Origin of the sequence: Rhodohalobacter sp. (assembly GCF_041686455.1) — a bacterium.
Lineage (GTDB): Bacteria > Bacteroidota > Rhodothermia > Balneolales > Balneolaceae > Rhodohalobacter.
Map to the genome: position 1 here is coordinate 21,246 of NZ_JAWLDW010000020.1, position 13,003 is coordinate 34,248.

13 protein-coding genes are annotated in these 13,003 nt (G+C 41.5%); 9 read left to right on the forward strand and 4 right to left on the reverse strand.

Features of this window, described 5'->3' with window-relative positions; genetic code table 11:
* Window positions 1-190: 190 nt before the first annotated feature.
* The 4 genes from ACESM0_RS04410 (at window position 191) to ACESM0_RS04425 (ending at window position 4,469) form a co-directional block, all read left to right on the forward strand.
* The gene (locus ACESM0_RS04410) at window positions 191-538 is read left to right on the forward strand and encodes a YbaB/EbfC family nucleoid-associated protein (protein ID WP_372904032.1); all 348 of its coding nucleotides are present in this window, start codon (window positions 191-193) and stop codon (window positions 536-538) included.
* 59 nt (window positions 539-597) lie between these two features.
* Window positions 598-1,203 (forward strand): recombination mediator RecR, encoded by a 606-nt coding sequence (gene recR, locus ACESM0_RS04415; RefSeq protein WP_372904034.1) that lies wholly within the window; start codon window positions 598-600, stop codon window positions 1,201-1,203.
* A 52-nt stretch (window positions 1,204-1,255) separates the two neighbouring features.
* On the forward strand, window positions 1,256-3,154 hold the full coding sequence (locus ACESM0_RS04420; RefSeq protein ID WP_372904036.1) for a M1 family metallopeptidase: 1,899 nt from the start codon (window positions 1,256-1,258) through the stop codon (window positions 3,152-3,154).
* A gap of 148 nt (window positions 3,155-3,302) precedes the next feature.
* The gene (locus tag ACESM0_RS04425) at window positions 3,303-4,469 is read left to right on the forward strand and encodes an NADP-dependent malic enzyme (protein ID WP_372904038.1); all 1,167 of its coding nucleotides are present in this window, start codon (window positions 3,303-3,305) and stop codon (window positions 4,467-4,469) included.
* Window positions 4,470-4,576: 107 nt separating this feature from the next.
* Here the strand turns inward: ACESM0_RS04425 and ACESM0_RS04430 are convergent, their stop codons facing one another.
* A complete protein-coding gene (locus ACESM0_RS04430) occupies window positions 4,577-5,428 on the reverse strand; it encodes a proline dehydrogenase family protein (protein ID WP_372904040.1) in 852 nt (283 codons plus the stop codon).
* Window positions 5,429-5,696: 268 nt separating this feature from the next.
* Between ACESM0_RS04430 and ACESM0_RS04435 the strand changes: the two genes are divergently transcribed.
* The 5 genes from ACESM0_RS04435 to ACESM0_RS04455 all read left to right on the forward strand — a co-directional run bounded on the left by ACESM0_RS04435 (window position 5,697) and on the right by ACESM0_RS04455 (window position 10,384).
* Window positions 5,697-6,629 carry a DUF4097 family beta strand repeat-containing protein gene (locus ACESM0_RS04435; RefSeq protein WP_372904042.1) on the forward strand — a complete coding sequence of 311 codons (933 nt, stop codon included), beginning with the start codon at window positions 5,697-5,699 and terminating at the stop codon, window positions 6,627-6,629.
* Window positions 6,630-6,943: 314 nt separating this feature from the next.
* Window positions 6,944-7,420, forward strand: coding sequence for a cytochrome c oxidase subunit II (locus tag ACESM0_RS04440; protein ID WP_372904044.1), 477 nt, complete (start codon window positions 6,944-6,946; stop codon window positions 7,418-7,420).
* The gene (locus tag ACESM0_RS04445) at window positions 7,420-9,111 is read left to right on the forward strand and encodes a cbb3-type cytochrome c oxidase subunit I (RefSeq protein WP_372904046.1); all 1,692 of its coding nucleotides are present in this window, start codon (window positions 7,420-7,422) and stop codon (window positions 9,109-9,111) included. The genes ACESM0_RS04440 and ACESM0_RS04445 overlap by 1 nt, the downstream gene beginning before the upstream one ends.
* Window positions 9,112-9,118: 7 nt before the next feature.
* On the forward strand, window positions 9,119-9,730 hold the full coding sequence (locus tag ACESM0_RS04450) for an SCO family protein (RefSeq protein ID WP_372904048.1): 612 nt from the start codon (window positions 9,119-9,121) through the stop codon (window positions 9,728-9,730).
* 84 nt (window positions 9,731-9,814) lie between these two features.
* A complete protein-coding gene (locus ACESM0_RS04455; protein ID WP_372904050.1) occupies window positions 9,815-10,384 on the forward strand; it encodes a plastocyanin/azurin family copper-binding protein in 570 nt (189 codons plus the stop codon).
* A 58-nt stretch (window positions 10,385-10,442) separates the two neighbouring features.
* On the opposite strand, the gene ACESM0_RS04460 is transcribed toward ACESM0_RS04455, so the two are convergent.
* The 3 genes from ACESM0_RS04460 to ACESM0_RS04470 all read right to left on the reverse strand — a co-directional run.
* Entirely contained in the window at window positions 10,443-11,366 is a 924-nt protein-coding gene (locus ACESM0_RS04460) for a serine hydrolase (RefSeq protein ID WP_372904052.1), read from the reverse strand.
* 20 nt (window positions 11,367-11,386) lie between these two features.
* On the reverse strand, window positions 11,387-12,775 hold the full coding sequence (locus tag ACESM0_RS04465) for a hypothetical protein (protein ID WP_372904053.1): 1,389 nt from the start codon (window positions 12,773-12,775) through the stop codon (window positions 11,387-11,389).
* A gap of 1 nt (window position 12,776) precedes the next feature.
* The coding region (locus ACESM0_RS04470) for a hypothetical protein (RefSeq protein WP_372904055.1) at window positions 12,777-13,003 on the reverse strand (227 nt) is incomplete at its 5' end.

The window sequence follows — 13,003 nt, forward strand, 5'->3', positions numbered from 1 at the left end:
TCCATAAGCCCTTATGAGCGTTTTAAAGAGATTCAAAAAGAAGATCCAAATCTTAAAAAGATTGTAAACTTGTTCGGAGCTGAATTAGAATACTGATATGATTAAGCTTCCACCAAAGACCTGAAAACATTTATACTTCTTTTTTTGTTATCAATCAGACAAACCTAAACAACTATAAACCAATATTGATATGAGTGATTTTAATATGGCCGATATGTTCGGAAAACTGAATGACATGCAGGCAAAAGTAAAGGAAGCCCAGGAAAAACTTGGCGAAGTTACCGTAGAAGCTGACGCCGGTGGCGGAATGGTGAAAGTAAAAGCCAATGGAAAACGAGAATTGATCAGCATCGATATTGATAAGGATGTAATTGATCCCGAGGATAAAGAGATGCTCGAAGATTTAGTGGTTGCAGGTGTGAATAAAGCCCTGGAAAAAGCTGAAGAAGCCGGAAAACAAAAAATGCAGGACGTATACAAAGACATGATGCCCGGAGGCGGTATTCCCGGTATGGACATGAGTAAATTAGGGCTTTAAATCCAGATAAGATTGAGCCGTTATATTTTCGGCTCATCTGTCACACTCAATCTTAACAGATGCAAATAACCTCTGAAGTATTAGAACGCGCAATTGAAGAGCTTGCAAAATTGCCGGGTACGGGCCGGAAATCTGCTCAGCGAATTGCAATCCATCTCCTTAAACAATCTGACGAGCGCGTACTAACTCTCGCCGACTCTTTGGTACAGCTTAAAAAGTCTGTAAAACGCTGTTCCGTTTGCGGTACCATCACGGATGAAGATCCATGTTCAATTTGCAGCAACCAAAAGCGAAAAACAGGAGTCATCTGTGTTGTTGAGGAATTTCAGGATGTTTATATCATTGAAAAAACAAACGAGTTCAGGGGCCGATATCACGTGCTTGGCGGGACCATCTCACCACTGGACAACATCGGGCCGGATGATATCCGAATCAAAGAGCTCCTTGATCGCCTTACCGATGATGATGAACCGGTTGATGAAGTGATACTCGCTCTTAATCCCGATGCGGAGGGTGAAGCCACCTCCTACTACATCAATAAATTACTGCTCAACTACGATGTAAATGTAACACGTATAGCTTACGGTATTCCGATGGGCACTGAGCTCGAGTTTATCGATGAAGCCACACTCAGCCGCGCTTTTGCCAGCCGTACAAAATTTTAAATTTAATGCAACGCAAACCAACGTCTACCCTATCACATAAACTGATACGATCATGTTAAAAAACAAACTCTCATTTTTTATTGCAGCTTTTTTGCTGCTTTTTACGTTTCTGATAACAGACAGTACAGCACAAAATGCAGGCAACTGGCAGCAAGCCGTAGATTATGAAATGGACATCGATTTTGATGTGGAAACCAATCGCTACCAGGGACAGCAAAAACTGACGTATCACAACAACTCTCCTGATACGCTTGATCGTGTGTTTTACCATCTTTTCTTCAATGCATTTCAGCCGAACAGCATGATGGACAAACGATCTCGAACGATAGCAGATCCGGATAGCCGAGTGCGAGACAGAATCTTTAGCTACGATGAAACTGAAATCGGCTATCAAGAAATTGATTGGATCAAACAGAATGGAGAAGAAGTAGAATTTACTGTGAAGGGTACCATAATGGAAGTTCACCTCAACGAGCCGATTGCTCCCGGCGAAAGTGTAGTTTTTGAAATGGAACATGAGGCTCAGGTTCCACTTCAGACCCGCCGTTCTGGTCGAGACAACGCTGAGGGAGTTCGTTACTCAATGTCGCAGTGGTTCCCCAAAATTGCCGCCTATGATGAGATGGGATGGCACGCAAACCCATACATTGGGAGAGAGTTTTATGCCCCTTTTGGTACATTTGATATAGAAATTCATATTGACCGTGATTACGTTGTGGCTTCCGGGTCCATCTTGCAAAACCCCGAAAAAGTTGGCTATGGCTACGAAACCGCCGATATGCAGGTGAACCGACCCGACGGTGAGAAATTAACGTGGCATTTCCAAGCTGAAGATGTTCATGATGTGATGTGGGCGGCTGATCCTGACTACACTCACACCACTGCCCAGGTACCTGACGGTCCAATTTTAAGGTTTTTCTATCAAACGGATCCGGTTGCTGAAAATGCACTGGAAGAACGTCAAAGTGACCTCCGCGCCAATTGGGAGGCTCTACCTGAACTCACGGTCAAAGCATTTCAGTATATGAGCGAAAACTACGGTGATTACGCCTATGATGAATATGTCGTTATTCAGGGTGGTGATGGCGGTATGGAGTACACCATGGGCACACTGATTACAGGTAACAGAAACCTCAGGAGCCTGGTTGGTGTAACCGTTCATGAGTTTGTGCACGCATGGTACGAGGGAGCGGTTGCAAACAATGAAACCCGTGATCAATGGATAGATGAAGGATTTACTAGCTACGCATCTGCATTTATCACAAATCACCTCTTTAATAACGGAGAAGGAGATCCGATGCTCTCAAGGTACAATGGCTACGTTCGAATGGCTCAATCCGGAATGGAGGAACCTATGCACATTCATGCCGATCATTACGTAACAAATTCAGCTTATGGATTGGCAAGTTACACCAAAGGTGCCATTTTTTTGCATCAACTCGGATATGTGATTGGAGATGATGCATTGAAACGATCTCTCAATCGATTTTATGAGGAGTGGAAATTCAAACATCCAACAGGATACGACTTTATTCGAATTGCTGAGCGTGAAAGTGATATGGTTCTCGACTGGTATTACGAATATTGGGTAGAAACAACACACACAATCGATTACTCAGTAAAATCTGTAGCTGATAAAAATGGTACCGCCAATATCACACTGGCGAAAAATGGGGTAATGCCGATGCCGCTGGATGTGGAAATTGAATTCACCGACGGCTCTATCAAACATTACTACATTCCCTTGAGAATCATGTGGGGACAGAAAGAGAATGAGTTCCAGGAAGTTGAACGTGTTGTGGCTGAAGACTGGCCGTGGGTGTTCCCTGAGTATGAGTTGTCTATTGATAGATCGGCAGACGAGATCACCAAAGTCGAAATAGACCCTTCCGGAAGAATGGCCGATGTTGACAGAACGAACAACGTTTGGGAAATGAGCAGTAATAACTAATGAAAGATTCGCCCCTCGGGTGGAGTACGGAGTAACCGGAGGGGCTCATTTTCTGTGAAAGGATAAATCTCAAACTCATTCATTAAAAAATAACACAACCTAACTTTCAAAAAACAGACTTTAACTGTCCTATACAGGCAGAAATATTATGACATATAAAACAAAAGACTACGGGAAAAAATCAGTTGAAGCCCATAAAAAGTATGGTGGAAAGGTTGCCATACACTCCAAAATGCCGCTCGAAACACAGGAAGATTTAAGTATTGCATACACCCCCGGGGTTGCTCAGCCTTGCCTTGATATTTCAGAAAACAGGGAATTGGCATATGATTACACATCTAAACAAAACACTGTAGCTGTAGTAAGTGACGGATCTGCTGTTTTAGGCCTAGGCAATATTGGCCCGGAGGCTTCTATGCCGGTAATGGAAGGAAAGGCCGTCCTATTTAAAAAATTCGCTGATGTAGATGCTGTGCCTATTGTTCTCTCATCGCAAAACACAGAGGAAATCATCGCATCGGTAAAGATGATTGCACCGACCTTTGGTGGAATCAATCTTGAAGACATCTCTGCTCCGCGCTGCTTCGAAATAGAAAAGCGGCTTAAAGAAGAGTTGAGTATTCCTGTTATGCACGACGATCAGCACGGGACAGCGGTAGTAACACTCGCCGGAATCATCAACGCACTTAAGGTAACGGGTAAAAAGTTTGAAGACTTGAAAGTGGTGATCAACGGTGCAGGAGCAGCAGGAATGGCTATTATCTATTTACTAAAAGAAGTTGGAGTAAAGCAGATTATCATGTGCGACAGCCGGGGCATAATTAACAAAGATCGTGGAGGTTTGACCAGTGTGAAAGAGGAAGCAGCAAAAATCACAAACGAAAAACAAATCCAGGGTGACTTAAGTGATGCCGTAAAGAATACGGATGTATTTATTGGAGTATCAGTGCCCGGAGTGCTATCAGCCGATATGGTCCGATCAATGAACAGCGATCCTATCATATTCGCCATGGCAAACCCCATTCCTGAGATCATGCCTGCAGAGGCTGTTCAAGCCGGCGCCAGAATAGTTGCCACCGGACGTTCAGATTTTCCTAATCAGATCAACAATGTACTGGCCTTCCCGGGAATCTTCAGAGGTTTGCTGGATGCCCGGGCATCAAAACTGACCAACAACATGTACATCGCCGCCGCATATGCTATTGCTGAAGTTGTTAAGAAGCCGAATGAAGATAAAATCATACCGGGACCGTTTGATGAAGGAGTTGCTGAAGCTGTAGCGAAGGCTGTTCAGGAAACAGCTGTAAGTGATTAACACGTTCACTCAAATTTTTTAAACTCAGAATAAAAAAGGCAGAGCTTATATACTGCCTATTTTATATCCTTTTGTTGCAAGGGTTGGAGTCGTACTTTGGATAATAACTACTTCTTAAACATTGTACTCAGCACAAAAAAGATATTTTCCTTCCTTTCCATCAGACGGCGTTTAAAATAAGGGAACCACATGGTACCATATGGTACATAAACCCGCGTATTGTATCCATCTTTAGTGAGCTGTTCCATAGTTTCTTCACGAAGACCATAGAGCATCTGAAATTCATAACGTGCTTGGCCAATCTTTTTCTCTTCGGTGTACTCTTTTACCCATTCAATCAATTCATCATCGTGGGTGGCAATTCGCGGAAAGGTCGTTTTCTCCAGTAGTACTTTTGTATACTCTTTAAAAGCCTCTCGGATAGCCGGCATATTTTGAAGTGCTACTCTCTCCGGTTCACCATAAGCTCCTTTGCAAAGCCGCACATCAGCCCCCAGTTCGGCAATGTCTGCAATATCCTCTTTGGTTCTGTGCAGGTATGCCTGGATAACAATCCCTACATGTTTTCCATACTGCTTAAATGCTTCTTTATAGATATCAATCGTTTGTTGAGTGTAGTCCGACCCTTCCATATCGATTCGGACAAACGAGTCCAGCCTTTTGGCTTCATCCAGTAACAAGTAGAGATTATCTCTGCAGTACTCACTGTCAATATCCAAACCAAGCATGGTCAGTTTTATCGATATGGTACTTTTTAGCCCCGCTTCATGAATGTCATTTAACAGCCTGATGTACTCCTTAACGGTATCATCAGCAGTTGTTTTCTTCTTTACGTTCTCCCCAAGAAGATCGAGTGTTACTTTAATTCCTTTCTTATTAAGTGCCTTAATCTTAGGAACCGTCGACTCGAACGTCTCTCCGGCAACAAATCGCTTTGCAAATACAAAAGGTAATTTCATGTCTTTTTATTATGGTAGAAAATCGGTTCTTATTATAACGAAATGAATAAACACAAACATCAGGAATTCTCTGATTCACCAATCTTTTTCTATGATTTTGAAACATCATCAATTCCGTTTCCGTAACAAAAATTAACATTGAACATAAATCAAGAAAAGATGAAAACCATTTTATCGCTCGATCAAAAACAGCTCTATTAACTAAATTTTTAATCAGTCCCATTTTATTACTCCTACTTATTCTCGGAATTTTTTAACGGACAATCATATGACTCGAAAAATTACTCATCTTCTCCTAACTCTTGTAATGCTGCTTTTCTGTTCACTTTCTGCTGCTTTTGCACAAAGTGAACAAGATGCATACAGGGTTGAAGTTTTCAATTCAAATGATCTGCCTGAACTTGATATATCCACCTCTGGAGGTTTTATATCCGTTTTAGGGCATGATGAAAACGAGGTAAAAGTCGTTATGTACGTAAAACGAGGGAATAACTTTCTACTCCCCTCAGATCATGATCTTTCTGATTTTGAAATAGACATTTCCAAATTCGGAAATCGTGTTACCGCATCAGTTAAACGCAAAAGTGGCTTTACAGGTTTTTTCAGAAATAACAACATCTCCATTTCATTTGAGGTTCACACTCCTATGAACTCTACGGTAGAAGGAAATACAAGCGGAGGCAGTCTCAGGGTCGAAAATATTCACAACAATGTAAACATGAGGACAAGCGGCGGAAGTGTGAACGCAAAAGACCTTACCGGGAATATTGCCCTTCGCACCTCGGGTGGCAGTATTTTTCTCAAAAATCTGGACGGTATTATATCAGCAAGCACCAGTGGCGGCTCTTTAAATATCGATGAGGTATTTGGAACTTCTGAACTATCTACTTCCGGAGGATCCATTCGAATCAGTGACAGTGGCGGCAAGCTATCCGCACGCACCAGCGGAGGATCAATCAGAGCAGATCTGGAAAAATTTTCGGATGATATTGAACTGCGAACAAGCGGCGGAAATATTAATATCACTTTACCCCAATCCGATCATTTTAATATGGAACTAAGTGGATTTCGTGTAAACACTGAGCTTCGCAATTTTACCGGCCAATCAGAACGTAATTCTATATCCGGGCGTGTAGGTAACGGCGGACCACTATTGGTTGCCCGCACATCAGGGGGTAGCGTATCACTTGTCTATCAGTAGGATATAATTAAATAGAAAGTCCTTTTTTTAAAGTCTCTCAATTAAAAACCGGGAGACTTTTTTTATTTATGAAAAAATTTCAATTATTTAATTATTGGACAAGCTTGTCTTTTTACTTTAACACATTAATTCTCTTACTTTCAATTTTGAAATTTTTAACATTCTAACACGGAGACAACATGGGGAATGAGGAGACAAATCATGATGAGGAATTCACTCCGAAAGGAGCTTTAGCATTTTTCATTGTTTTGATAGTATTTTTCTCAGTAGTATGGTTTTCACTTTACTTTGAACTAATGGGGAGGATATAAACAATGGATAAATCAGAAAAATTAGCACTCTCGCTTAGCGGGCTCTTACTGATTGTTTTCTTTGGGGCAATCATGTACGCGGCTGTTGCAGAAGACGTAGATGTTCCAACCTGTATTACAGATATGGATCCATTTACATCAGACACACTGTTTCAGACAAGTGATGACGTATACGAACTTCATATGGTAGCCAGAATGTGGGCTTTTCAGCCTTCTACAATTCGGCTTCCCGCAGGTTCAACTGTAGATCTTTATGTTACATCACAGGACATCATTCATGGATTCAAGGTTGAGAGGAAGAATGTAAATCTCATGGCCGTGCCGGGAGCTATCAATTATATTCGGGTAAAATTTGATGAACCCGGTGAGTACTTTTTTGCCTGTCACGAATTTTGCGGTGCCGCTCACCACACTATGGCCGGCCGATTTGTAATTGAAGAAAATGATGATGAAAATGAATCCATAGGAGGCAAATTATAATGAGCGATTACTCATTCAGATTTACCAAATCATCCAAGTACCTGAATGCTACCCTTATCATCATACCTATGGTCCTGCTTTTTATCGGGATTTATGGCGGGCTGATGCAAACTCTGTTTAGGGCAGGAATTATTCAAAGTGACCCCTTTGTTGGAGGCGACTACTACAAAGGACTAACTTTTCATGGTGTATTAAACGCAATTGTTTTTACAACATTTTTTGCTGTAGCGCTTGGTAATGCACTTGTATCTTACTCCCTTCGAAAACCACTGAACACAAAAATTGCATGGGCATCGGGTATCATGATGCTTGTTGGATCGGTAGTAGCGGCAATTATTATTTTAATTGGCGAAGCCACCGTTCTCTATACGTTCTATCCCCCTCTTAAAGCACATCCCCTCTTTTACATTGGGCTTACACTGTTGGTAGTTGGCTCTTGGGTTGCATTTTTCAACTGGGTCCCCATGTACCTCGAATGGCGACACGAGAATAAGGGCAAAAAAACCCCGCTTGCCGTAGTAGGAATGTTTACTACATTTATTGTTTGGTTCATTGCAACACTCGCTGTAGCCGTAGAAATATTGTTTATGCTTCTGCCATGGTCTCTAGGCCTGGTTGATGAAATAAACATAATGCTGGCCAGAACACTTTTCTGGTTCTTTGGCCATCCCCTTGTCTATTTTTGGTTACTGCCTGCATATGTTATGTACTATGTATTTATGCCAAAATTGGCCGGTGGCAAACTTTACTCTGACATGGCCGGCCGACTGGTCTTTATGCTTTTCATCGTATTCTCCATACCGGTTGGTACACACCACCAGTATATGGACCCTGCCATCAGCTCACAGTGGAAATTGCTGCACGGTATCTTCACTTTTGCAGTTGCGCTACCAAGTTTAATAACAGCATTTACACTTGCCGCATCACTTGAACATGCGGGAAAACAACGCGGCAGCAAAGGGTTATTCGGCTGGATATGGAAATTACCCTATTTCGAAAAAGAAAGGTGGTTCTTCTCATTCCTCATTACAGGTTTGATCATATTTATCTTTGGAGGTATAGGTGGTATCATAAACGCTTCTTATTCAATGAATACAGTGGTCCATAATACTGCCTGGATACCGGGGCATTTTCACCTCACTGTAGCCGGACCTGTACTTTTAGCTTTCCTTGGTGGTAGTTTATACCTGGTCGGACAGTTTCTTGGAAAACAGATTAAACTGAAAGGATGGGCATTAATATCTCCATATGTCTATACTATTGGTCTGCTAATCATGTCATATGGGCTAAAAATTGGCGGACTTAAGGGGATGCCGCGCCGAACCAATACCGGGGCTTCTTATGCCAATCCAGACAGTGTCTTATATCAACCGGATTGGATTCCTTACATAGACATGAGTGTTATTGGCGGGTCGATAATGTTCCTTGGTATTGTTATATACCTAGTATCATTCTTTGCAACAGTATTTTCAAAAAGCGAGTCAACGGAAGAAGGTGCCTTGGTTACATTCCCAATTTCAGAACCACTGCACGATGAACCTGCAACATGGCTAAGAAACTTCAAGCCATTCATTATTATGGTTATCATTCTGATTGTACTTTCGTATACTCCGGTGATTTATGATGTTATTACAACTACATATGACACATCATTGCCATTTTCACCTGATAGTCCGGTACCACTGAGGTAATTGAATAATGTTTACAAGAAGAACTCTCTTCTACATATGCCTAACTATTGCGGCGGGGATTGTGCTTAGCACTTTCTCCAGTTGCGATAGCTTAGCCGTTAAAGAATCCTTGAGTGATGATGAATTCCTGCTGGTTGATCAGGATAGCAGCTCTGTCTCTTTTCCCGAAGAATACAACGGAAATATAATGCTAGTTGGGTATGTTTATACGCACTGTCCTGATATCTGTCCCATGATAACATACAACATGAGGGATGTTCAACGTGCACTCCCCGATCAGGGTGACTTTATGCTAGTCAGCGTTTCGTTTGATCCGGAAAGGGATACACCAGCGATCCTAAAAGATTACGCTGATAACTATAGCCTCGATCAAAGTAACTGGAAACTTCTTACCGGTGGTAAATCCGAGGTTGAATCGTTACTGGAAACTCTGAGTATTATTACGGTTAAAACTCCGACACGTTTTTCGGAAGAGGACAAGCCGGTTTACTTTATTGACCATACCGACCGGGTTACTTTAATAGACAGAGACGGGAACGTAAGGAAACATTATTCAGGAAGTGAGTTTAATGCCGATGAAGTAAAAAATGACATTTTAAGATTGTTAAAGGATTCGTAGTTAATCTTCGAATGCTCTATATTTTATTATTGTTTTACAAATGATTCTAACCAACAAATAATCAAAAAAGAACTAAATATTCAGATGAAAAAATTATTAATTAACTCATTTTTACTGCTATTCGTTGTTGCATTTGCAGCATGCGGTGGTGGAGAAACTGCTGAACAGACACAACAGGAAGAGGCGGAACAAGAACAAGCTACTCAGGATGATGGAGTTCGAACCATTGATTTGATTGGTACCGATGACCTCAAGTTTGCTGTAGAGGGAGAGCAAGAAGGGGTAGTTACTAATGGTACAACAGGTGAATTTGCTATCGTTGAAGCCATTGAAGCTGCACCAGGCGAAGAGATCAGAATTAATTTACGTACTGTAAGCTCAATGCCTCCAACAGCAATGTCTCACAACTTCGTATTAGTTGAAATGGGAACAGACACTGACGCATTTGCAAGAGAATCACTTTCTGCTCGCGATAGCGATTATATCTCACCAGACTATGAAGATAATATAATTGCTTCAACAGCAATGTTAGGCGATGGAGAATCTGATACCGTTACATTTACTGTACCGGAAGAGCCCGGTGAGTACGACTTTATTTGTACTTTCCCCGGACACTATGCCGGTGGAATGGTCGGAAAACTGATTGTTGAATAAAAGATCACTCAGAACCATTTTTCAAAAAGCTGTGATTCGAAAGAGTCGCAGCTTTTTTTTATTGATGGTATTTTTTTAGTTCCTTATCAGGCGTCCATTCTGAATGAGGTTCAAAATGATTATAAAGAAGTGATGACAATTTCCGAATAACAACCCAAGCCTCATTATCATATTCATAGCCGGTGTCTCCCTGATTTTTTGTAATTACAGAAAACAGATAATCACCTGATGGTGCATTCACCAACAACACCTCAGATCTTGACGCTCTCACAGCACCATTCTTCGACGCAACATTTACCGTAGGCGGTAATTGTGAAAGTGCTTCCCCATCCCAGAAATTACGGCTCATAATTCTGTACATTTGTTCAGATGCCGTTTTGCTAACCACTTCACCCTTAAAAATTCCTTCCACTAGTCCTGCTATTTCGCGGGGAGTTGTCTGCCCCCATCCATAGGCCTGAAAATCTTCCTCTCTCCCTTCCGTGCGTGAATTTACTCTCGTAAAAACGTATCCGTTATTCTCCAGCCAACTATTTATTTCCGTGCCTTTACCTGCCAAATACTGATTCCATAGAGATGCTGTATTGTTTGAAGTGGACATCATCAGATGAATCAATTCTGAAAGTGCCACCTCTGTTCCGGGTATTAAGTTACTGATAATGTCTCCTGAATATTCATATTCCGGTTCTGGCCCATACTTCATTTCCATCTGATAATCCAATTCTCCTTGTTCAATTTTATCAAAGATCTTTACCAGAATTGGAATTTTTACCATACTCGCTGTTGGAAAGATCGTATCGGCATTAACCTCTAACTCAGCACCTGTTACCAAATCTTTAACATAAACCCCGATATCCCCTCTGAAATTTTGAATGAGCTCTTGAACCTCCTGAGCCGGTAAGTCACTTCTTTTGTAATCGTTTCTATTACACGAAATTAAGATTAGACACAGTATCAAAATAAATCCGACTCTAACATTCATCACTTACCCGGTTGAAGAATTTAATTTTTCGTCTTTTTAGGTTTGCTAAGATACTGCCAGAAAAATGTAATCAATACCAGATAGATAATCAGCGTAAAAAGTACCGCCAAAAAACCCTGATTTACGTCAGAAAAATAGTGCACAGGGGCGTTAATTAATATCAGAAGAGGAAATCCGAAGACCAATGCCAATCCACTTCCATACACTAAATTAAAGCTCACCGGAGACCTCATGGTAGGGTCGAGAATTCGGAGTAGCACCAAACCGGACTGAAGTGTACCGGTCATATTACCGAATATAGCGGCAAATCTTTCGAGCCTGAACTGCCTAAATGCACTTTTTGTCATCATCTGTACTACCATCCATGTTGCAAGAATCGCAAAAACAGAGATACTCAACAGCGGCAGCCAATACGCAGCGACTACAGCAAAACTGATAGCAGCAACGGAAGCAACAATCATAAAATCCATAAACAGGTTTGAGCACCGGGTCATAGTAGTATCGTCGATATAGGCACTTACCCTTGTTGAGTCAAATATTTTACGAATTCCAATAGCCAATATAGCGGCTGCTATAAAATGAAAAGACCACAAGGTTGTTATCTCCTGCTCTGAGCCGATCCAAATAAGTCCGAGTTCCAAAATTTTTAAGGAACCAAATGTAAGTATGTATGTGAATCCAATAAGTCCAATATGAAATGTAAATGATTCAATGGATTCGGGCGAGGTAGTTATTTTCTCATCTGAGTTTGCAATAGGATTCTCCACCAGGCCCGTTAATACATCTCCTGAGAGCCCGTCTTCAGATTTTACATACATCGCCTCTCCATTTTTAATACCCGCCCTTACAAGCCAAATTCCAATTGTATAGGCCGCTAAAAACCCAAAAGCGGCAAAAGTTAATCCAACAATCCCTCCGAACTGAAATCCAAACTGCTCCCAGTTTTGCCCGATGGAAAATGCAATACCGGGATTCATACCAAACGATAGCGGAGCAAGAAGTCCTATACCGGCGAACAGCTCGGGCTTAATCGAGTAGACCAAAATAAAAGCTATCGTTAATCCGATAATTGCCTGAACCAGGTAAGCCGCAATGAAAATCAGGCCAAATTTAACCGATGATAATCCTAATCTTTTTTTGGGAGCACGCAATCCTAATGCTATAAACAGAAGTGCAAGTAAATGGTAGACATATACCCCCAAACGATCGGACGTCAACTCAATCCAGCCAAGTCCGTTCATTCCAATTAGTAACCCGACTGTACCGCCCAGAAGGTTTGCGGGAAGAAGATACTTCTGTAAAATTGGAATTTTCTTTCTTAAGAGAGTACCCGCGATAAGAAGTGCTCCAAGCCAGGCAAAATCCATAAAAAATTGACCGGCCGTAAATTCTAAATTCCATGATTCCATACTACAGTTTCTTTACAGGTTTTTCTCCCGTTTGCAGCCTCCTAATGTAGCGCTGCCACTGAAGAGCACTCTGCCCTTCAAGATCAATTTGAAGGGTTACATTTGTGGTCGTTACCGTAAGTTTATGGTTTTGCTCGATAGAGGTATAGCGAATTTCGTCGATCGGCAAGCTGTAAGAATCGGAGCCACAATGTAAATCCAGACGAGTATAATGCAATTGAGCCAGTG

What these genes read in the sequence shown, in the direction of transcription:
- ACESM0_RS04410 (WP_372904032.1), top strand. Translation starts at nt 191, where the DNA reads ATGAGTGATTTTAATATGGCCGATATGTTCGGAAAACTGAATGACATG.
- recR (WP_372904034.1), top strand. Translation starts at nt 598, where the DNA reads ATGCAAATAACCTCTGAAGTATTAGAACGCGCAATTGAAGAGCTTGCA.
- ACESM0_RS04420 (WP_372904036.1), top strand. Translation starts at nt 1,256, where the DNA reads ATGTTAAAAAACAAACTCTCATTTTTTATTGCAGCTTTTTTGCTGCTT.
- ACESM0_RS04425 (WP_372904038.1), top strand. Translation starts at nt 3,303, where the DNA reads ATGACATATAAAACAAAAGACTACGGGAAAAAATCAGTTGAAGCCCAT.
- ACESM0_RS04430 (WP_372904040.1), bottom strand. Translation starts at nt 5,428, where the DNA reads ATGAAATTACCTTTTGTATTTGCAAAGCGATTTGTTGCCGGAGAGACG.
- ACESM0_RS04435 (WP_372904042.1), top strand. Translation starts at nt 5,697, where the DNA reads ATGACTCGAAAAATTACTCATCTTCTCCTAACTCTTGTAATGCTGCTT.
- ACESM0_RS04440 (WP_372904044.1), top strand. Translation starts at nt 6,944, where the DNA reads ATGGATAAATCAGAAAAATTAGCACTCTCGCTTAGCGGGCTCTTACTG.
- ACESM0_RS04445 (WP_372904046.1), top strand. Translation starts at nt 7,420, where the DNA reads ATGAGCGATTACTCATTCAGATTTACCAAATCATCCAAGTACCTGAAT.
- ACESM0_RS04450 (WP_372904048.1), top strand. Translation starts at nt 9,119, where the DNA reads ATGTTTACAAGAAGAACTCTCTTCTACATATGCCTAACTATTGCGGCG.
- ACESM0_RS04455 (WP_372904050.1), top strand. Translation starts at nt 9,815, where the DNA reads ATGAAAAAATTATTAATTAACTCATTTTTACTGCTATTCGTTGTTGCA.
- ACESM0_RS04460 (WP_372904052.1), bottom strand. Translation starts at nt 11,366, where the DNA reads ATGAATGTTAGAGTCGGATTTATTTTGATACTGTGTCTAATCTTAATT.
- ACESM0_RS04465 (WP_372904053.1), bottom strand. Translation starts at nt 12,775, where the DNA reads ATGGAATCATGGAATTTAGAATTTACGGCCGGTCAATTTTTTATGGAT.